Genomic DNA, 20,046 nt, shown 5'->3' on the forward strand with positions numbered 1-20,046 from the left:
GGACGTATCTCACCCTTTCCGTGTGAAGGTCCAGTAAAAAGGCTGCCGCCCTTCGCGGAAGGCCTTGGCCTCGTAACGGGTGGAAGACCAGCCTTCGGGCCGCTCCAGTGCAGGGGCCGGGGCCTCGAAGAGGTCCTGCTGGCCCATCACCTCCGTGACCCATTCCTGATAGACAGGATGATCGCTGGCGACACGCCAGTGGGCACCGGGTTTCAGGAGTCGGGCCATCTGCCGGATGTTTTCAGGATGGATGAAACGCCGCTTGGCATGGCGGGCCTTCGGCCACGGGTCCGGGAACATGAGATAGGCCCTGTCCAGACAGCCATCAGGAAGGCCTTTCAGCAGCTGGCGGCCATCTTCTGCCCAGAGGCGGAGGTTGTCCGGACCGGTGGCGGTGGCTTCCTCACCTTCCGGAATGATGCGGGAGAGCAGGGAACAGACGCCGTTATCGAACACTTCCGAGGCGATATAGCCGGTATCCGGGTTCCGGGCGGCCTGATCGAAGGCATGTTCACCACCGCCGAAGCCGATTTCTAGAAAGAGCCGGGAAATGGGTCTGCCAAAGCCTTTCAGCGGTTCGGCCATGCCGCGGAAATGCACGCGGGGCAGGGCTTCATCCAGAAGACGCTGCTGGCGGGGGCGGAGCGGGTGGCCACGCTGGCGGCCATAGAGACGTTCGGGCTGGGGTTTGATGTCGTCAGGCAATGGTCGGTACACAGTCTGAAGATGGCAAAAAGCCCCGCCTTTCACGCATGGTCATGCGCACAGGGAAGGGGCTTGCAGGCTGGAGGGGATCAGGACTCCCCTCCACGGAGAGACTCTCAGCGGTTGAGCGCGCTTTTCAGCTGCTCGGCCAGATCGGTGTTCTCCCATGTGAAGTTGTCCAGAGCCGGGTCCGGGATACGGCCGAAATGCCCGTAAGCGGCCGTCTTGGCATAGATGGGACGGTTCAGGCGCAGACGCTGACGGATGCCACGGGGGGAGAGGTCCACTAGTTCGTTCAGCAGGGAGCCGAGGCGCACTTCATCCACATCCTTGCCGGAACCATCCAGATCAACATAGACGGACAGCGGACGGGACACGCCGATAGCGTAGCTGAGCTGGATGGTGCAGCGGTCGGCCAGACCGGCAGCCACCACGTTCTTGGCGAGGTAGCGGGCTGCATAGGCGGCGGAACGGTCCACCTTGGTCGGGTCCTTGCCGGAGAAGGCCCCGCCACCATGAGGGGCGGCACCGCCGTAAGTGTCCACGATGATCTTGCGGCCTGTCAGGCCGGCGTCACCATCCGGCCCGCCAATGACGAAGTTGCCCGTCGGGTTGACGTAGAATTCATGCTCCGGGCACATCCAGCCTTCCGGCAGGACTTCACGCACGGTCTCACGCACCATTTCACGGATGGTGTTCTGGCGCATTCCTTCGGCGTGCTGCGTGGAGACGACGACAGAGGTGGCTCCCACCGGCTTGCCATCCACATAGCGCAGGGTCACCTGGCTCTTGGCATCCGGCAGCAGGCCAACGCCACGGGCATCGCCCTGCTTGCGGTAGTCACGGATGCGTTCAAGAATGTTCTGGGCATAGAACAGGGGAGCCGGCATCAGCTCTTCTGTTTCACGTGTAGCGAAACCGAACATGATGCCCTGGTCGCCGGCACCTTCGTCCTTGTCCCCTGCGCTGTCCACGCCGACGGCAATGTCGGCGGACTGGGCGTGCAGGAAGGAGGTGATTTCGGCCTTTTTCCAGGAGAAGCCTTCCTGGTCGTAACCGATGTCCTTGATGGCCTGACGGGCACGGTCAATCAGGGTGTCTTCCACAGCCTTGGGGCCACGGACCTCACCGGCAAGAATGACCCGATTGGTGGTAACCAGCGTTTCACAGGCTACACGGGCTTCTGGGTCAGCTTCGAGATAGGCGTCGAGAACGGTATCGGAGATACGGTCCGCCACCTTGTCGGGATGACCTTCGGAAACGGATTCAGAAGTAAAAAGAAAGTCGCCGTGATTGCGCACTCAGGGACCTCGCAGGGAATGAGTGGTGAAAAGAGGCTGCCCCTGCCCCCCGAAAGGCACAAGTGACAGGAATGAGAATATTATCGCTTGGCTGAAAATGCCTCTGAGGTCAAGAGCAAGCTGGTGACGGGCAGGGTCCAGACAGGTGCCGGAGAGGCAGGAGATCAGGCCGGTACCGGACAGCAGAAAAGGGGAGGCACGGCCGGTACTGCCGTGTCTTCCCTTTCCGGAATTACCGTCCGCTGGATACGTGCCGTCAGGGCGTGTTCAGGACATCCTGCATACCGTAAAGGCCGGGTGTGCGGTGGGCATCTGTCAGCCACAGGGCAGCCTTCAGGGCACCACGGGCGAAGACCCGGCGGTCCAGTGCCCGGTGGGAGAGGGAGATTTCTTCATCGGCAGCGAAGAAACGCAGGTCATGTTCCCCGACGACCTGACCACCCCGCAGGGAGGCGAAGCCGATGGCACCATTGGGCCGTTTCCCGTTCTGGTCCAGCCGTCTGATAGCGTCGAACTCATCCTCCCGTCCTGCGGCAACGGCCCGGCCGATGGCCAGGGCAGTGCCGGAAGGAGCGTCCAGTTTCTGGCGGTGATGAACCTCCAGAATCTCGGCATCATAATCCGGCAGGGCAGCACCAAGCTGACGGGCCAGGGAGAGCAGCATCGTCAGGGCTGGAGAGAAGTTGGCTGCCTGCAGCACGGCGATCCGGCTGGCGGCTTCGTTCACGGCCTGCTGTGCGGCTTTGTCCAGTCCTGTCGTGCCCAGAACCCATGCACAGCCTGCTTCTGCAAAGGCTCTGGCATGGGCCGGAACGAGGCTGGCATGGCTGACATCAATGATGACATCGCATGTTCCGGCCAGTTCAGTGGCCTCCGTGACGATGTTGCGGGCCGGGTCTGCCGTGCGGGACAGGCCACCGGCCAGAAGAGGTCCGGCCTCTTCGGCACAGAGATGGCCGAGGCGGCCCGTGATGCCCGCAATGCCGATGCGGGGAGAGGTGCGGCTCATGTCTGGTATCCTTTACCGATCAAGGAACTTCTTGACGCGGGCAAAGAAGCCGTCATGCTCCGGGCTGCCCTTGCTGTGGTCACCACTTTCCGCCTCGAACTCTTCCAGAAGTTCACGCTGGCGTTTGGTCAGATGGCTGGGGGTTTCCACGGTGATGCGGATATACATGTCGCCCCGTGCCTTGGAATGCAGGACGGAGAAGCCCTTGCCACGCAGGCGGAAATTGTCGCCTGTCTGTGTTCCGGCAGGGATTTTCACCATCGTCCGGCCACCATCGATGAGCGGCACCTCAATTTCATCTCCCAGGGCGGCCTGCGTCATGCGGAGGGGGACACGGCAGTGGATGTTGGCCCCTTCACGCTCGAAGATGCTGTGGCTGTCCACCGTGACCAGAACATACAGGTCACCCGGCTGGACACCTTCGCCACCAGCCTCGCCTTTGCCCGGCACACGGATGCGGGTGCCATCGTCAATACCGGCCGGAATGTCGATTTTGACGGTCTCTCGGGCGGCTTCGGTACCGCTGCCGTGGCAGCTGCGGCATGGGTTGCTGACAGTCTGGCCAGCACCATTACAGGTCGGGCAGGGGCGTTCCACCACGAAGAAGCCCTGCTGGACCCGGACGGCCCCCTGGCCATGACAGGTCTGGCAGGTCTGTCTGCTGCCATTGGGGTCAGCCGAGCCGGATCCCTGACAGCTGGAACAGCTCTTGCGGGTGGCGACCTCGACTTCCTTGCTGACACCGGAGAAGGCTTCCGTCAGGCTGATGTCGACCTGGACCTGCACGTCTTCGGCCTGCCGCCGCTGGCGGCCACGACGTCCTCCCATGTTGAACATCTGTTCGAAAATGTCGCCCAGGCCACCGGCATCGAATCCGCCAAAGCCGCCACCGAACCCACCGGCTCCACCGCCGCCGCCCATGCCGTTCTGGAAGGCTTCGTGACCGAAGCGGTCATAGGCGGCCCGTTTCTGGTCGTCTTTCAGCACTTCATAGGCGGCATTGACTTCCTTGAACTTCAGTTCAGCCTCTTCATCACCCGGGTTGCGGTCGGGGTGATAGCGCATGGCCAGTTTGCGGTAGGCCTTCTTGATCTCTTCACCGCTCGCCGAGCGGGAGACACTCAGTGTCTCGTAATAATCCATCTGTGTAGCCATAGTGATCCTCAGTCACGCGAGAGAGCGGACACCCGGACGAGGCGGGCGGCGTGTATGGCCTGCCACGGGAGCAGGCGTAAGGCCCTCAATGTAAAAAGGGCGTCTGTTTCCCCGCAGGAAGGGAAACAAGACGCCGGTCGCAGGGGGGAATCCGGCCATGCAGATGCCGGATTCCATCCCGTTTCAGCGATTATTTCTTTTTCTTGTCGTCAACGTCTTCAAACTCGGCATCAACGACGTCTTCGTCAGCCTTGCTGCCAGCGTGATGCTCCTCACCAGCAGTGGCACCACCACTCTGGTGGACAGCCTGACCGACCTTCATGGCCACCTGTGTCAGATGCTCGCTGGCACTCTTGATGGTTTCGGCATTGTCGCCTTCCAGAGCTTCACGGGCCTTCTTGATGGCGTCTTCGGCTTCGGTCTTGTCGGCGGCCGGGACCTTGTCACCATTCTCGGAGAGGGTCTTCTCCGTCTGATGAATCATGGCTTCCGTGCTGTTGCGCAGGTCGACCAGTTCACGGCGAGCCTTGTCGGCAGAGGCGTTTTCTTCAGCTTCCTTGACCATGCGGTCGATGTCGGCATCGGAGAGACCACCATCGCTCTTGATGGAGATGTTCTGTTCCTTGCCGGTGGCCTTGTCCTTGGCGGAGACGTTCACGATGCCGTTGGCGTCAATGTCGAAGGTCACCTCAATCTGCGGTACGCCACGGGGAGCCGGAGCAATGCCTGTCAGGTCGAAGTTGCCGAGCAGCTTGTTGTCCGCAGCCATCTCACGCTCACCCTGGAAGACCTTGATGGTCACGGCAGGCTGGTTGTCTTCGGCTGTGGAGAAGGTCTGGCTCTTCTTGGTCGGGATCGTCGTGTTGCGGTCGATCAGACGTGTGAAGACGCCCCCCAGTGTTTCGATGCCGAGGGACAGCGGGGTCACGTCCAGCAGCAGGACGTCCTTCACGTCACCCTGAAGTACGCCACCCTGCACGGCGGCACCGATAGCGACCACTTCGTCCGGGTTCACGTTGCGGGCGGGTTCCTTGCCAAAGAACTCCTTCACGCTTTCCACGACCTTCGGCATGCGGGTCTGACCACCGACAAGGATGACCTCCTTGATGTCGGCCGGTGTCAGGTCAGCATCCTTGAGGGCCTTGCGGCAGGGTTCCAGGGACCGTTTGATGAGGTCTTCAACGAGGCTTTCCAGCTTCGCACGGGTCACCTTGACGACCAGATGCTTCGGACCGGAGGCATCCGCCGTGATAAAGGGCAGGTTGACTTCCGTCTCCTTGGCGGAGGACAGCTCGATCTTGGCCTTCTCGGCAGCTTCCTTCAGACGCTGGAGAGCCATCTTGTCGGTGCGCAGGTCCAGACCCTGCTCACGCTTGAACTCGTCAGCCAGATAGTTGATCAGCTTGTTGTCGAAGTCCTCACCACCGAGGAAGGTGTCACCGTTGGTGGATTTCACTTCGATCACGCCATCGGAGATTTCCAGAATGGAGATGTCGAACGTACCGCCACCAAGGTCATACACGGCCACATTGCCGGAATCACTTTTTTCAAGCCCGTAGGCGAGGGCGGCGGCGGTCGGCTCGTTGATGATGCGCTTGACGTCCAGACCGGCGATGCGGCCAGCATCACGTGTTGCCTGACGCTGTGCGTCATTGAAGTAGGCTGGAACGGTGATGACGGCTTCGGTCACCTTCTCGCCCAGATAGGCCTCGGCCGTTTCCTTCATCTTGCCTAGCACGAAGGCGGAAATCTGGGAGGGGGCGTAGTTTTCGCCACGGGCACGCACCCATGCGTCGCCATTGTCACCCTTCACGATCTCGTAAGGGACGGTCTTCTGGTCCTTGGCGACGGTCGGGTCGTCAAAACGGCGGCCGATCAGACGCTTGACGGCATAGAGCGTGTTGGTGGGGTTGGTGACGGCCTGACGCTTGGCGGCCTGACCGACCAGACGCTCACCACTGTCGGTGAAGGCAACGACGGACGGCGTGGTGCGGGCACCTTCGCTGTTCTCGATGACCTTGTTTTCGTTACCCTCGCGGACTGCAACGCAGGAGTTGGTCGTCCCGAGGTCAATACCAATAATCTTTCCCATGGATATCTGTCCTTCTCAGCGGCGTCCCCCGACCCCTCAAGGCATCAGGAGGAAACCCTATTGTGACGTTATCAGGTCTGGGGCAGGCAAGGCCTGCGGTACCCTCGCCCCCCGATCTGGGGAGAGAGAATTATGGTTTCAAGAGGGCCGGGACGGAAAAGATTTAGGATGCTCCATCGAGGACGGATGGAGTTTCCCTTTGGAGAAGCCTCCCGTTTAAGGTAAGATTTCCAGAACGTTCTGCAACTGGCTGTTTCCATGGGAGTCCATCTTCTGTCCTGCCTGTTCTGCAAGCTGGGCCATTTTCTGCTGCTTGTTCCTGAACCGGGGCGGGTGGGGGACAGGCTCCGGCTTCTGGTGCCTGCCCTGTTTCCTGTCATGTCCTTGTTTCTTGGTGGATGCCAGCCGATCGGTCCAGCGCATCTGCAGCATGACCAGCTGGCCTATTCCCGTGCGCTGGGTGAGGTGCAGAAGCGGGAAATGCTGCTGAACATCGTGAGGCTGCGCTATGGGGAGCCACCGGCCTTTCTGGACACGACACAGGTGATTGCGGGCTATAATTTCTCCCGCAGTTTCTCCGGTGGCTATTACGGTTATCCGGCATCCGCTGTGAGCAACTATCTGTTTGGCAGCGGCACGCTGTCTCAGGCCGAAACCCCGACCATCACCTACCAGCCCCTGACGGGGGAGCAGTATGCCGAGAATGTGGTCCGGCCCATTTCGCCCACGGCCATCATGCCCCTCAGTCTTGGCGGCATGGCGATTGATACCCTGCTGCGGCTGACGGCGCAGTCCATTGACGGCCTTTCCAACGTGCGGGGTGTCGGGCCTTTCGGGGGGGGGTCCGTGCGGTTCTACCTTTTGCTGCATGATCTCCGTCAGCTCCAGCTGGCTGGGGCGATGACGGTGCGTATTTCCACGGATGACCCGGCCTCTTCCACTCCAGGGAAAGGCAGTAAACAGGGTGGTGGTATTGGCCAAGGGAATGGTGGAAACAGTGGTGACAGTGGTTCAGCCGGGTCTGGCGAGCATATCTATCTGGTGCTGACCACCACGGCGGACAGCAACCTTCAGGCCATCCAGGGTGAGGTGCGCCGTCTGCTGCATCTGGAGCCGAACACGGCCGAGGCGGAGATCGTCTATGGGCCGTACCCCAAGAAGCAGGGGCAGGTTGCCGTCCTGACCCGGTCCATGCTCGCCATGCTGACCCAGCTTTCTTATGAAATGGAAGTGCCGGAGCAGGATGTCCGTTCCGGCAGGACGCTGCCGACAATCGGGCAGGTCGGGATTGAGAGCCGCCCTGAAGTTGCCATCCATTCCGGCAAGAATCCGCCGTCAGAAAGTTATGTCTCCGTTTTTTACAAGAAATGCTGGTACTGGATTTCTGACACGGATTTCCGCAGTAAGGAGGCGTTTACCATGGTACAGGTTCTAAGCACCCTTGCGGCGACCAGTCACAGTGGTGGGGCTGTCGTAACAATTCCGGCGGGATGACCGGGAGCTGAGTGGGTATGGGCATAACGGAAAAATGGTGATGAAGCAGAAACCGGTCATTCTTCAGGTTCTACCGGCTCTTGGTATCGGCGGTCTGGAACGTGGGGCGATTGATATGGCCGAGGCCATCAGTCAGGCTGGAGGGCGTGCCCTCGTGGCGGCAGGGAGTGGTGCCCTTGTGGCCCGTCTGCGTTATGTCGGGGGCGAGTTTGTGGAGATGGAATTCCGCAAGCGGGCGTCCCTCCTGTACTTTTTCAGCCGGGTGAGAGCCTTGCGGGAGCTGATCCGGCGGGAAGGGGTCAGCCTTGTCCATGCCCGGTCCCGCTATCCGGCTCTTGTCGCTGCCGTGGCCTGCCGCAAGGAGCGCGTGCCGCTGGTGACGACATGGCATGGCGACCATCAGGCCCGGTTCTGGTTCAAGAAGTTCTATAATTCCGGTCTGGTGCGGGGGCAGCGTGTCATTGCCGTTTCCGAACATATCGGGGAGCGGCTGCGCCGGGAGTACAGGATCGGGGATGACCGGCTGCGCATCATTCCCCGTGGCAGTGACCCGGAGGTGTTTTCTCCGGATGCCGTGCGGGGCATCCAGATGCAGGGCCTTCTGGAACGCTGGCGCATCAGTGAGGAAAGCCGCATCATTCTCATGCCAGGACGGATGACCCGCTGGAAAGGACAGGAATGCCTGATCGAAGCTCTGGGCTATCTGGCAACCCATCATCCGGAGCAGGACTGGGTCTGTGTGATGGTCGGCCCGGGCGAGGATAACAGCTATACCCAGATGCTGAACAAGATGGCGGAAGAACGTGGCATAGCGAATCGTCTGCGTTTTGCCGGTCCCTGCAACGACATGGCGGCGGCCTACCGGCTGGCCCATGTCGTGACGGTACCGTCCCTGAGGCCGGAGCCTTTCGGGCGTGTGCCGGTGGAAGCACAGATGATGGGCTGCTGGGTCATCGGGTCGGCACGGGGCGGGCTGAAAGAGACCATCCAGCACGGCGAGAGCGGCACGCTCGTTCCGGCAGGGGATTATCGGGCACTGGCCGGTGCCCTGAGGGAAGTGCTGGACGTGCCACCGGAACTTATGGCAGAGCGGCAGGATGAAATCCGTGCCCATGCTCTGGCCCGTTATACCAAGCAGCATATGCAGAAGGCGACACTGGGCGTGTATGACGAGCTGCTTTCCGTCGGGCTGCGGGATGCGTTCACACGCTTTCATGAGGAAAAGGACGCAGGTTCATGAAACCTGACCAGAACGGGACACCCGGCGGAACAGCCATGACAGCACGGCAGGAACGCCAGATGCGGGAAGCACAGGCGTTGCGGGCCAATCTCCTGCGGCGCAAGCAGCAACAGAGGAACCGTCCGGCACAGTCTGACCGCTCCATGTCGTCCACACGCCAAGAGGAACGTTGAGTGAGCGAGACACGTCTGCCTTTGCCATCACGGCAGGAGATCGCCCTGGGCATCATCACGGTGCTGTGGGGTGGGACCTATTACATCATCCAGATGGCACTGAAGACCAGTGGGCCGCTCTTCTTCATCGGGGTCCGTTTTCTCATAGCCGCCCTTTTCGTGATCTGCTTTGTCGGGCGCAGACATATCATGAAGGGGATTCCCCGTTCGGAGATATGGCGTGGCGGGCTGATCGGTGTGGTGCTGGCCTTTGGCTATATCTGCCAGACGGTTGGTCTTATGACCATCACCAGCAGCCGTTCCGCCTTTCTGACAGCTCTTTATGTGCCTCTGGTGCCTCTGCTCCAGTGGATCATCCTGCGCAAGGCTCCCAGTAAGAGCGGCATTGCGGGTATTTTCCTTGCCTTTGTCGGGCTTGTCCTTCTGGCGGAGCCGTGGAAGACCGGCCTGACCATGAGTACGGGCGATGGCCTGACCCTGCTGGGAACATTCTCCTACGCTTTCGAGATCATCTGCGTGGGGCTGTTCGCCCTTCAGACGGACAGCCGCCGCATGGCCTTCGTGCAGCTTGTGGCGGGGGGCCTCTTTGCCTTCTGTGCCATGCCGGTCATGGGGGAACATGTTCCTCCGTTCAGCTGGGGCTGGCTTGGCTGTGCACTGGTGATGGGTGTCGTGAGTGCTGCCACCCAGCTGGTGCTCAACTGGGCACAGAAGACGGTTTCGCCCACCAAGGCGACCATCATCTATTCCAGTGAACCCATATGGGGCGGGCTTGTTGGCTGGTTCACGGGTGATGTCCTGACGATGACGACCCTAGTCGGTGCCGGTTTCATCGTGGCGGGTGTGCTGGCCAGTGAGGTGAAGCCACGCTGGCCCCGTTTCCGCCGGACACTGCGTGGTGGTGCGGTGCGTGAACCGCTGCCGGAGCAGAAACGTCGCCGCCGTCGGCCCAGCATGTCCGATCTGGTGATCCATAGCGCAGCGGATGACTGATGCCTTCCGGCTGGGGCGGACAGATGATATGACGGGGGCAGGTCCGGCGGGTCGGGCCTCCCCTGTAGGCGGGTGAGCCTGTCCGCAGCGGGTCTGTTGTGAGGTCGGAGCGACCACATCATCCATGAGGGAGAACGGCCATGTCCATCATGCCCGATCACTGGATACGCCGCATGGCGCAGGAACACGGCATGATCGAGCCGTTTGTTGAAGCGCAGAAGCGTGAAAAGGTCATTTCTTACGGGCTGTCTTCCTACGGATATGATGCCCGTGTGGCTGATGAGTTCCATATCTTCACGGATGTGGACAGTGCGGTGGTGGACCCCAAGAATTTCTCTGCCGACAGTTTCGTGACCCGCCGTGGGGACATCATCATCCCGCCCAACAGCTTTGCGCTGGCCCATACGGTGGAATATTTCCGCATTCCCCGTGACACGCTGGTCGTGTGCCTTGGTAAGTCCACCTATGCCCGCTGTGGAATCATCGTCAATGTCACGCCGCTGGAACCGGAATGGGAAGGGCAGGTGACCATCGAGATCAGCAACACCACGCCGCTGCCTGCCCGCATCTATGCCAATGAAGGTATCTGCCAGTTTCTGTTCTTCAGGGGGGACAGCCCCTGTGAGGTCAGCTATGCCGACCGTGCCGGGAAATATATGCGCCAGTCTGGCGTGACCCCTCCACGGCTGTAACCGCCAGAACGTAAAAGGGTCTCCGGGCCATGTCATGGCTGGAGGAGAGGATGAAGAGGAAGGGAGGCAGATGGATTATTTCCTGATTGAGGGTGGTCGCCGTCTTGAAGGGCGCATCCCCGTTGGCGGGGCCAAGAATTCCGGCCTGAAACTGATGGTGGCAGCCCTGCTTTCTGAAGGGCCTCTCATTCTCTCCAATGTTCCGGACATTGCCGACATCCGCACCATGCGGAGCCTTCTGGGGCAGCTGGGTTATGATGTCACGGAGATTGATGGTCCCCGGAAGCTCAGCCTTGGTGGATGCATCCAGTCCGTGGAGGCTCCCTATGACATCGTGTCCCGGATGCGGGCCTCCATCCTGGTTCTGGGGCCGCTGCTGGCCCGCATGGGCGAGGCCTGTGTTTCTCTGCCGGGCGGCTGTGCCATCGGCACCCGCCCGGTGGACCTTCACCTCAAGGGGCTGGAAGCCCTCGGGGCGGAGATCAGGCTGGAGGGGGGCTATATCAATGCCCGTGCGCCCGGTGGCCTGAAGGGTGGCCGTGTGGTTCTGCCGTTCCCCAGCGTGGGTGCGACGGAGAATGTTCTCATGGCTGCCACGCTGGCCCGTGGGACGACGGAGATCGTCAATGCAGCACGGGAGCCGGAGATTCTGGACCTCGCCAACTGCCTCAACGCCATGGGGGCACGGATTACCGGTGCCCATTCCGGCACCATCATGGTGAAAGGTGTGGAGCAGCTTCATGGTGCCCATTATGCCGTCATGCCGGACCGGATCGAATGTGGCACCTATGCCTGTGCCGTGGGCATGGCCGGTGGGGATGTCCTGCTGGAAGGTGGTCGCATGGCCGATCAGGAGGCCGTCATCTATGCCCTTCAGCAGGCGGGTGTTGCGGTCACGGAGGAGGCAGGCGGCCTGCGGGTACGGAGTGAAGGCAGGCTGCGTGGGCTGGACCTGACGACCGAGCCTTACCCCGGTTTCCCGACGGACATGCAGGCGCAGTTCATGGCCATGCTCTCCGTTGCGGATGGAGCGTCCATGATTACGGAAACGATCTTTGAGAACCGTTTCATGCATGTGCCGGAACTGAATCGCATGGGAGCCAACATCACCATTCAGGGACGGTCCGCCGTGATCCGTGGTGTGAGGCAGCTTTCCGGTGCCAAGGTGATGGCGACAGACCTGAGAGCGTCTTTCTCCCTCATTCTGGCCGGGCTTGTGGCCGAAGGTGAGACAGAACTCAGCCGTGTCTACCATCTCGACCGCGGCTATGAACATGTGGAGAAGAAGCTCTCCGCCTGCGGGGCAAAGATCAGGCGTGTGAAGGTGCCTTCAAACGCCGGATGACCCCGGAGACGTCACCCACGACGTCATAGAGCCTCTGTGCCCCTTCATCGGCGAAGCCCTGCTCCACTGTGGCGTTCAGCATGGCGATGAGGGGGTTGGCCCAGCCGCCGATATTGAGAATGATGATGGGCCGCTGGCTCAGTGCGAGCTGGCGGTTCACGAGAACTTCCGAAAATTCATCGAACGTGCCGAAGCCCCCGGGCAGGATGACGTAAGCATCGGCGGCTTCAAAGAGTCTGGCCTTGCGGCTCGGCATGTCCTCGGTGACTTCAAGGTCCGTGACGCCTTCATGCAGGATTTCCCGTGCTTCCAGAAAGCGGGGAATGATGCCTTTCACGGTACCCCCGGCCTGTAATGTGGCGTCAGCCACGGCTCCCATCAGCCCTGCCCTGCCTCCGCCATAAATCAGCGTGATGCCGGCATGTCCCAGTGCCATTCCCAGTGTACGGGCTGCCTCCATGTAGGCAGGGTCATGTCCCGGTCGGGAGCCACAGAAAACGGAACAGTAACGGATGGTCACGGCAGGAGGTCTCCTTATGAACAAAAAAATGCCGGGCAGAAAGAATGCCCGGCATTTCAGAGAGATGATAGTCCCGCAATGGGGAACCTGTGTAGTTGGTTCCCCATCGTCGAGGATGCTGTCAGGCGGTGCTTTTCGGCACGCCGCAGCCCGGAATGCGGGAGAAGGCGGCACTGAAGGCAATCCCGCTGACGCAGAGGACACCGGCAACGGCAAACATGGTACCCCAGCCCATATGGTCACGCAGGCCACCCATGAACCAGCTGGACACCACAATGGTCAGGTCCGTGAAGATGGAATAGGCTGCAATCAGGATGCCATTATATTCCGGCCCATCGGTCTTGACGGCCATGGTGCCCATAGCGGGGAAGAGCAGGGAGAAGCCGGCACCTGTCAGGGCTGCACCAATGAGACCACCCATGTTGTTATGCACCAGGCAGAAGACGAGCATGGCCACGGCTTCCGTCACCAGGGACATGTAGGCGATCGGCACACCGCCGTGCTTGTCGATCTGGCCGGAAACGAAGATACGCATGAAGATGAAGCAGGCAGCGAAGACACCGAAAGCAATGCCCAGACCCGTCCAGTGATTTTCCGTGTAGTACAGGGCAAGGAAGCTGTTCACCGTACCGAAGCCGACCGAACCGGCAGCCAGAGCGGCACCGTAGGGCAGCACTTTCTTGACGGCGAGACCGAAGGACATCGGCTTGCCTTTGCCAGCCAGCGGCTTGATGGCTTTATAGAAGGTCAGCAGGATGAAGCCGCCGACACCCAGAGCCACCTCCACAAAACCGACAGGCAGAAGCGGGATGGTCGGCAGGAGCGTGCTGAGGAACTGACCGACGGTCACGCCAACGGCGATGCCACCGTAGGATGTGACACCATTCCAGGAAATGGCCACGGAGGAGTGCGCCTGACCGACACGACGCAGGTTCCATGCCGTCACGGACGTGGAGGTGCAGCTCTCCGACCAGCCGATGAAGAGACGGCTGATGAGGGCGATGCCCAGGGCAATATAGCGGGACGTGTCATTCAGGCCCATGAAGGTGGGAATCAGGGCGGCAAGACACACGAGCAGGCCGGAAATGGCGCAGAAAATGAGGCCGTAACGCAGCACGGCCTTGGGGCCAAAGACGTCAATGCGGTGACCGACGATCATGCGCCCCATGGCCGTGCCGATATACTGCAGGGAGATGGTGCTGGCGGCGATGGCCGTCGTGAAGCCCAGGGTATTATGGACAAACTGGGCCCCGATGACAGCATTGGGCAGCCCGATGACGAAATAGACGAGAAGATTGAATAGGACCACAGGCATGACCCGCATGGTCGGCGAGCATGTGTAGGTTGCGTCTTCATCAGACATGGAGCGTCCCCTTGTGCAGTTTTCCGCAGCCGTGCCTGCTTGTTTCTGTAACTGGCACAGCCTGTTATGACTCCTGACCATAGGTGAGAAAAACTGTTCCGTCACGGGGCAATGGTTTGCCCAGCTTCTATAGTTGTGTATGGCTGCCATGCAGCAGTTTATTATGATGACATGAAGTAGGCGGGGGCAAAGCATTTCCCTTCTGTCCGGCCTTCATGATAGAGGGCGGAATGACCATCATGACTGACCCAGCCGACAATTATGGGGGCCTGTGCGATGACTGACGACGAGATCAGAAAAGCCTGTGAAGAGGCGGGCTATCAGATTCTTTCTTCCGAGACGGTGTACCGCAATCCGTGGACGGCCGTGCGGGAGGACAGGATCATCCATCCCGGTGGTCGGAAAGGGCTGTATGGTGTGGTGGAGCGTGGGACATTCGCCGTCATCATGCCCATGCATGAGGATGGGCGCATCACTCTGGTCCAGCAGTTCCGTTATCCGGTGGGCAGGCGGCTCTGGGAGTTCCCGATGGGCATGTGGGAGACACGGCCTGATGCTGATGCCAGAGAGCTGGCCATGGGCGAGCTGCGGGAAGAAACGGGCTTGCGGGCTGGTGAGCTGATTCATGCAGGGACTCTCTATCAGGGGGCCGGTTATTCCACCCAGATGGGCCATGTCTTCCTTGCCCGGAATCTCGTCCGTGGTGAGGCCGAGCGGGAAGCCACGGAGGCTGACATGACGGTGAAAGACATGTCACTGGCCGAGTTTGACCGCATGATCGTGGAGGGTGAGATGACCTGCATGGTCACCTTGGCCGCCTATGCCCAGATACGGGCACGGGGTCTGCTCTGACCTGTCCTTCGCCGCTCGGGGACTCTGATGGGGCAGGAGGGCCGTCTTTTCTGCGCCGTTTTTCGTGGCGTCCGGCTGTCCTGATCCTGCTGCTGGCGGGGGGGCCGCTGCTGCTCTGGCAGGTTCCGGCTGTCCAGTATGGGCTGGGGCAGGTGAAACAGTGGGCGGGGCAGCCTCATGCGGCCCTGCATGTATTGCCGCTGGCCGTGCTGTACTGCGCTTTCGGTCTGCCACGGCAGGCTCTCTGTTTTGTTCTGGGGGCCGGGTTTGGTGTCGGCATGGGGCTTGTGGAGGTCAGTCTGGCCTATGGGGCCGGTGCCCTTCTCGGATATGGCTGGGGCCGTTTCTGGCAGCGGCGGAAACCGGTGGAAAGGGAGCCTCTGCGGTGGCTCGTTCGGGTGGGACGGCAGGCCCCGTTCCGCACGGTTCTGTGTGTCAGGCTGCTGCCTGTCGGTTCCGCCCTGCTGGTGTCCGTGGCATCGGGAATGGCGGGCCTGGCGGCAGGGCGGTTCGTGCTGGCCACCATGCTGGGTGGACTGCCCCAGAATCTGATTTTTCTTCTGGCAGGCAGCGGTGTAGAACTGCGCCACGGATGGGCACTGGTGGCAGCAGCCGTGCTGGTGCTTGTTTCCGCAGGGCTGGGAGGCTGGGTATTGCGTGGTTTTCGTAAAGAGATGAGGAAGCGGGATAGCAGAGCATGAAAACGTCACAGCGTGGTTTTTTTGAACATGCCCTGATTGGCAGGCCTCTGATCAAGGGTGGGAAGATGCCTTTCTGGCTGCCGCTCCTTCTGGGGACGCTGACGGCCGTTGGCCCTGTTTCGACGGATATTTACCTGCCTGCCCTGCCGGAGATGGAACATCAGCTTGGTTCGGCACCGGGGACGGGCAGCCTGACAATGGCGGCATGGGTCGCCGGTCTGGCCATCGGGCAGATCATTGTCGGGCCACTGACGGACCGTTTCGGCCGCCGTCGCCCCCTGCTTGTGGGAACACTGTTTTATGCGCTGGCGGCAGCGGGCTGTGCGCTGTCCACCTCCATGCCCATGCTCTGCTTCTTCCGTGCTTTTGCAGCCCTGATGGGGGCTGCCAGCCTCGTGGTGCCCAATGCGTGCGTCAGGGATGTGACGGTTGGTGATGCGACGGCGAAGATGATGTCCCGGCTCATCCTGATCCAGGGGGTGGTGCCCATTCTGGCTCCGGCTCTGGGAGGATTTGCTCTTCAGTTCATCACATGGCGGGACATTTTCTGGGCAACGTCCCTCTATGGTGCGATCGGCCTGTTGGCTGTCTTTCTCTTTCTGCCGGAAACGCTGGATGGTGAAGACCGTCACCCCATGCGACTCTGGGCTATCATGACCCGCTATGGGCAGACACTGAAGGACAGGAATTACCGCTTCAATGCGCTGATCTGGATGGTGCAGGGCTTTGCCGTGTTCACCTATCTGACGGCGGCCCCGTTCCTGTTCGAGAGTGTCTATGCCTTCACGCCCTTCCAGTATGGCGTGTTGTTCGGGGTGATGGCGGTGTGCATGATCGGGTCTTCCCAGATCAATGCGTGGCTGCTGAATTACTACCGCAGCCGGACCCTGCTGCGGGTCGGGCTGGGGATCAGCTGTGTCGGGGCGGCCATTCTTCTGGGGCTGGCTGTCTGGTCTGCGCTGGATGTTGATGCAGCAGGGCATCTGAAGTATCTCTATCTCTGGCCACTCTTCGGGGCGATGCTCTGTGCGCTGGGGCCGGGGGGCTGTATCGGCCCGAACGCCATGGCTGGTGCCTTGCTGACGCAGGGGCGCAATGCCGGCGTGGCAACGGCTCTGGCCGGGACGGGGCAGTATGTGTTCGGCATTCTGGCCAGTGTCATGTTCTCATGGCTGCCGGTTGGTACGGCCATCCCGATGGGGGGAATGCTGCTGGCGGCTTTCCTTGTCATGGCGGTTTTTGCCCGTATGGCTCCGTGAGGCTCCCTTTTAAAACAGGCGCATAAGGGCCTATAAGGGGCCTTGGTGTGACTTATGACCCGAATGAAGGCTTGCCATGTCCTTTAAAGACCCTGCCCCGCTGGATCTGAAACAGTATATCCGTGAGGTTCCCGATTTCCCGAAGCCGGGTATTCTGTTTTACGATATTTCCACCCTGATCCGGAATCCGGAGGCGTGGCAGGTGGCGACGGGGCGTCTGGCACAGGATGTGGCCCGTTTTCAGCCGGACATTCTGGCAGGGATCGAGAGCCGTGGCTTCCTGACGGCTGCACCGCTGGCAACCCGTCTGGGCTGTGGTTTCACCATGCTGCGCAAGCCGGGCAAGCTGCCGGGCAAGACCATCGCCCATAAATACAGCCTCGAATATGGCGAGGACGAACTGCATATTCAGGCCGATGCCGTCCGCCCCGGGCAGCGTGTGGTGGTGCTGGATGATCTTCTGGCAACGGGCGGCACGCTGGCAGCGTCCATTGATCTTCTGCGCAAGGCGGGGGCCGAGGTTGTCGGGGCCTCCGTGATGATTGAGCTTCTGGCTCTGGGTGGCCGCAAGAAGGTTGATGTTCCCGTCACGTCTCTGTTGACCTACGAAGACTGAAGCCGATAGAGCGCATGGGGGCGGCATGACGGTGGAATCCCTTCCTGTAACGGTGGTTCTGCCTGTCCTTCATGAGGCTCTGGCCACGGGGCCGAATGCCGTTCTTGTGGCTCCGCCGGGTGCAGGTAAGACGACGGCTGTTCCGCTATCGCTTCTGGAGGCCGCTCCGGACTGGCTGGGGAATGGCCGCATCCTGCTTGTGGAGCCGCGGCGTGTGGCCGTGCGGGCTGCGGCCCAGCGCATGGCGGCCCTGAGAGGTGAAAAACCCGGCGGGGTGATCGGCTATCGCACCCGCATTGACAGTGCCGTTTCAGCCCGGACACGCATTGAGGTCGTGACGGAAGGGTTGCTTGTCCGCCGTCTGCTCGCTGATCCGCTGCTGGAGGGCGTGTCAGCCGTCCTGTTTGATGAAGTGCATGAGCGGTCCCTTGATGGGGATACGGCTCTGGGGTTCTGCCGTGACGTACAGCAGAGCCTGCGGCCTGAGCTGCGGCTCGTTGCCATGTCTGCCACGCTGGATGCCGGGATTTTCACGACCGCCCTGAAGGCTCCATTGATCGAGAGTGATGGCCGTCAGTATCCGGTGGAGGTCCGTTACAGGCGGGATATTGCCCATCTGCGTGATCTGCCGGAAAGCTGTGCTCAGGCCCTGGCGCAGGCATGGCGGGAGGAAAACGGGTCCATTCTGGCATTTCTGCCCGGTGTGGGGGAAATCCGCAGGGCGCAGGCCAGTCTCCAGGCCCTGCTTGGTGAGCAGGCCCCCATCTATCCGCTTTATGGCGAACAGTCGGTTGAGGATCAGGCCCGTGCGCTGGACCATGCCTCCGGGCGGCGTATCGTGCTGGCGACCTCCATTGCCGAGACATCCGTGACGGTGCCCGGTGTGCGGGTTGTGGTGGATGGTGGCTGGCGGCGTCTGCCCCAGCGTGATGCCAGCACGGGTCTGCCCCGCCTGCATACACGGCGTATTTCCCGGGCTACGGCGGAACAGCGCGCAGGCCGTGCGGGGCGTCAGATGCCCGGTATTGCCATCCGTCTCTGGTCGGAGATGACCCAGCGCAGTCTGATCGTGCAGGAGGTCCCGGCCATCCGGGAGGCGGATCTGTGCGATTTTGCCCTTGTCACGGCGGCATGGAAGCAGGCGATGGGAACGGCCCCTGCGGCACTTCCCCTGATTGAACCCGCTCCAGAGGGCGGGCTGGCGGCGGCGCAGGCCCTTCTTCAGCTTCTCGGGGCACTGGACAGCCAGCAGGGTCTGACGGCTCTGGGGCGGAGAATGGTGGGTTTTGGCACGCACCCCCGGCTGGCAGCGATGCTCTGTGCGGCCCGGATAGAGGAAGAACTGGCCGTGGCGGCCTGTCTGGCGGCCCTCCTGGAAGAGCGTGACCCGCTGGGCGGGCGTGGCGGCAAAGGTGGGGAGGCATCGGCTGATCTCCGGCTGCGCCTGAAGCTCTTCATGCAGGATGATGCCCGTGTGCCCCGTCATGTAGTGCGGCAGCTCCGTCGGGCAGCAGTGCGGTTTCTTCGCCGGGCCGGGCAGGCTGTGCAGCAGGATGATCTGGCTGACCTCATGAGTGAAGGACTGGCAGGGTACAGTGCCGGGATGCTGGTTGCGGCAGGTTTCCCTGATCGTCTGGCGCAGCGGACCAGTGCGGATGGGCGTTACCGTCTGGCGGGTGGTGGCAGTGCCCGCATAGGGGCGACGGACCCGCTGGTGCAGGAAGGGCTTCTGGCAGGGGCAGCCTTTCACATCCGCAAGGGCACGGACATGACCCTTGCGGCTCCGGTCACGCTGGAGACTCTGCCGGATTCCGTGCAGGCCAGCCTGACGGAGCAGCGGGAACCAGCTCTTGATGGCACATCAGGCAAGGTGATTGTCCGGCAGAGACTGCGGCTGGGCAATCTGGTGCTGAAGGACCGGAATGTACCGGCGGAGCCGGAAGATGTTACGGCGGCCCTGCTGGCAAAGGTGCAGTCTGATCTGCCCCGGCATCTGGACTGGTCCGTGCCGGCCCGGCAGCTTCAGGCCCGTGTGGCACTGGCCCGGACGCATTATGCGCTCCATCTGCCAGACATGTCTGACGAGGCACTGGCCCGGAACATGGACTGGCTGGAACCGTGGCTGGCTGGGCTGGACAGGCTGGCCCAGCTCAGGGAGCTGGATGTGGCAGCCATTCTGGCCAGTCTTCTGTCTTATGAGGACCGGCAGGAGCTGGACCGGCAGCTGCCAACCCATGTCACGCTGAAGGTGGGGCGCAGGCGCATTGATTACACGACTGTCGTACCGTCACTTTCCGCTCGGGCGCAGGATTTTTACGGGACGACGGCCCTGCCGAAACTGGCGGGTGGCAGGGTGCCGCTCCATGCGACCCTGCTATCTCCAGCCGGACGGCCGCAGGCAGTGACGGCGGACCTGGAACAGTTCTGGACATCCGGCTGGCTGGACATGCGGCGGGACATGCGGGGCCGGTACCCCAGGCACAAATGGCCTGAAAATCCCGCCAGTGAGGCATGAAGCGGGGCCTGTCCTTCAGAA

Annotated in this window: 18 protein-coding genes; 11 read left to right on the forward strand and 7 right to left on the reverse strand. The window is 61.4% G+C overall.

Annotated elements, in window-relative coordinates; genetic code table 11:
* Positions 1 to 9: 9 nt before the first annotated feature.
* The 5 genes from trmB to dnaK all read right to left on the reverse strand — a co-directional run bounded on the left by trmB (position 10) and on the right by dnaK (position 6,262).
* Positions 10 to 705 carry a tRNA (guanine(46)-N(7))-methyltransferase TrmB gene (trmB, locus tag NQF87_RS03960; RefSeq protein WP_266127129.1) on the reverse strand — a complete coding sequence of 232 codons (696 nt, stop codon included), beginning with the start codon at positions 703 to 705 and terminating at the stop codon, positions 10 to 12.
* Positions 706 to 821: 116 nt separating this feature from the next.
* The gene (gene metK, locus NQF87_RS03965) at positions 822 to 2,006 is read right to left on the reverse strand and encodes a methionine adenosyltransferase (protein ID WP_266127130.1); all 1,185 of its coding nucleotides are present in this window, start codon (positions 2,004 to 2,006) and stop codon (positions 822 to 824) included.
* 256 nt (positions 2,007 to 2,262) lie between these two features.
* Positions 2,263 to 3,015 (reverse strand): 4-hydroxy-tetrahydrodipicolinate reductase, encoded by a 753-nt coding sequence (gene dapB / locus NQF87_RS03970; protein WP_266127131.1) that lies wholly within the window; start codon positions 3,013 to 3,015, stop codon positions 2,263 to 2,265.
* A 12-nt stretch (positions 3,016 to 3,027) separates the two neighbouring features.
* Positions 3,028 to 4,170, reverse strand: coding sequence for a molecular chaperone DnaJ (gene dnaJ, locus NQF87_RS03975; RefSeq protein WP_266127132.1), 1,143 nt, complete (start codon positions 4,168 to 4,170; stop codon positions 3,028 to 3,030).
* A 190-nt stretch (positions 4,171 to 4,360) separates the two neighbouring features.
* Complete coding sequence (gene dnaK, locus NQF87_RS03980) at positions 4,361 to 6,262, reverse strand: molecular chaperone DnaK (RefSeq protein WP_266127133.1); 1,902 nt, start codon at positions 6,260 to 6,262, stop codon at positions 4,361 to 4,363.
* A gap of 480 nt (positions 6,263 to 6,742) precedes the next feature.
* Here dnaK and NQF87_RS03985 point away from each other — a divergent pair, with 480 nt between their 5' ends.
* From NQF87_RS03985 to murA, 6 genes are all read left to right on the forward strand, one after another.
* The gene (locus NQF87_RS03985; RefSeq protein ID WP_407652005.1) at positions 6,743 to 7,756 is read left to right on the forward strand and encodes a hypothetical protein; all 1,014 of its coding nucleotides are present in this window, start codon (positions 6,743 to 6,745) and stop codon (positions 7,754 to 7,756) included.
* A gap of 40 nt (positions 7,757 to 7,796) precedes the next feature.
* A complete protein-coding gene (locus tag NQF87_RS03990) occupies positions 7,797 to 8,996 on the forward strand; it encodes a glycosyltransferase family 4 protein (RefSeq protein WP_266127135.1) in 1,200 nt (399 codons plus the stop codon).
* A complete protein-coding gene (locus NQF87_RS03995; RefSeq protein ID WP_266127136.1) occupies positions 8,993 to 9,169 on the forward strand; it encodes a hypothetical protein in 177 nt (58 codons plus the stop codon). Before NQF87_RS03990 ends, NQF87_RS03995 begins: the two co-directional genes overlap by 4 nt.
* Positions 9,170 to 10,162, forward strand: coding sequence for a DMT family transporter (locus NQF87_RS04000; protein WP_266127137.1), 993 nt, complete (start codon positions 9,170 to 9,172; stop codon positions 10,160 to 10,162). It begins immediately after the preceding gene.
* A gap of 140 nt (positions 10,163 to 10,302) precedes the next feature.
* Positions 10,303 to 10,854: a dCTP deaminase gene (gene dcd / locus NQF87_RS04005; RefSeq protein WP_266127138.1), complete on the forward strand. Its 552-nt coding sequence runs from the start codon at positions 10,303 to 10,305 to the stop codon at positions 10,852 to 10,854.
* Positions 10,855 to 10,924: 70 nt separating this feature from the next.
* Positions 10,925 to 12,199, forward strand: coding sequence for a UDP-N-acetylglucosamine 1-carboxyvinyltransferase (murA, locus tag NQF87_RS04010; RefSeq protein WP_266127354.1), 1,275 nt, complete (start codon positions 10,925 to 10,927; stop codon positions 12,197 to 12,199).
* On the opposite strand, the gene NQF87_RS04015 is transcribed toward murA, so the two are convergent.
* Together NQF87_RS04015 and NQF87_RS04020 are read right to left on the reverse strand one after the other, a co-directional pair.
* Positions 12,165 to 12,719: an LOG family protein gene (locus NQF87_RS04015; protein WP_266127139.1), complete on the reverse strand. Its 555-nt coding sequence runs from the start codon at positions 12,717 to 12,719 to the stop codon at positions 12,165 to 12,167. The genes murA and NQF87_RS04015 overlap by 35 nt on opposite strands.
* A gap of 121 nt (positions 12,720 to 12,840) precedes the next feature.
* Positions 12,841 to 14,082, reverse strand: coding sequence for an MFS transporter (locus NQF87_RS04020; RefSeq protein ID WP_266127140.1), 1,242 nt, complete (start codon positions 14,080 to 14,082; stop codon positions 12,841 to 12,843).
* A gap of 276 nt (positions 14,083 to 14,358) precedes the next feature.
* Between NQF87_RS04020 and NQF87_RS04025 the strand changes: the two genes are divergently transcribed.
* From NQF87_RS04025 to hrpB, 5 genes are all read left to right on the forward strand, one after another.
* Positions 14,359 to 14,934 carry an NUDIX domain-containing protein gene (locus tag NQF87_RS04025; RefSeq protein WP_266127141.1) on the forward strand — a complete coding sequence of 192 codons (576 nt, stop codon included), beginning with the start codon at positions 14,359 to 14,361 and terminating at the stop codon, positions 14,932 to 14,934.
* A 152-nt stretch (positions 14,935 to 15,086) separates the two neighbouring features.
* The gene (locus NQF87_RS04030) at positions 15,087 to 15,635 is read left to right on the forward strand and encodes a TVP38/TMEM64 family protein (protein ID WP_266127142.1); all 549 of its coding nucleotides are present in this window, start codon (positions 15,087 to 15,089) and stop codon (positions 15,633 to 15,635) included.
* A complete protein-coding gene (locus NQF87_RS04035; protein WP_266127143.1) occupies positions 15,632 to 16,894 on the forward strand; it encodes a multidrug effflux MFS transporter in 1,263 nt (420 codons plus the stop codon). The genes NQF87_RS04030 and NQF87_RS04035 overlap by 4 nt, the downstream gene beginning before the upstream one ends.
* 76 nt (positions 16,895 to 16,970) lie before the next feature.
* Positions 16,971 to 17,510 (forward strand): adenine phosphoribosyltransferase, encoded by a 540-nt coding sequence (locus tag NQF87_RS04040; RefSeq protein ID WP_266127144.1) that lies wholly within the window; start codon positions 16,971 to 16,973, stop codon positions 17,508 to 17,510.
* Positions 17,511 to 17,535: 25 nt separating this feature from the next.
* The gene (gene hrpB / locus NQF87_RS04045; RefSeq protein WP_266127145.1) at positions 17,536 to 20,025 is read left to right on the forward strand and encodes an ATP-dependent helicase HrpB; all 2,490 of its coding nucleotides are present in this window, start codon (positions 17,536 to 17,538) and stop codon (positions 20,023 to 20,025) included.
* Positions 20,026 to 20,046: the final 21 nt, after the last annotated feature.

Source organism: Bombella dulcis (assembly GCF_026385505.1).
GTDB classification, from domain to species: domain Bacteria; phylum Pseudomonadota; class Alphaproteobacteria; order Acetobacterales; family Acetobacteraceae; genus Bombella; species Bombella dulcis.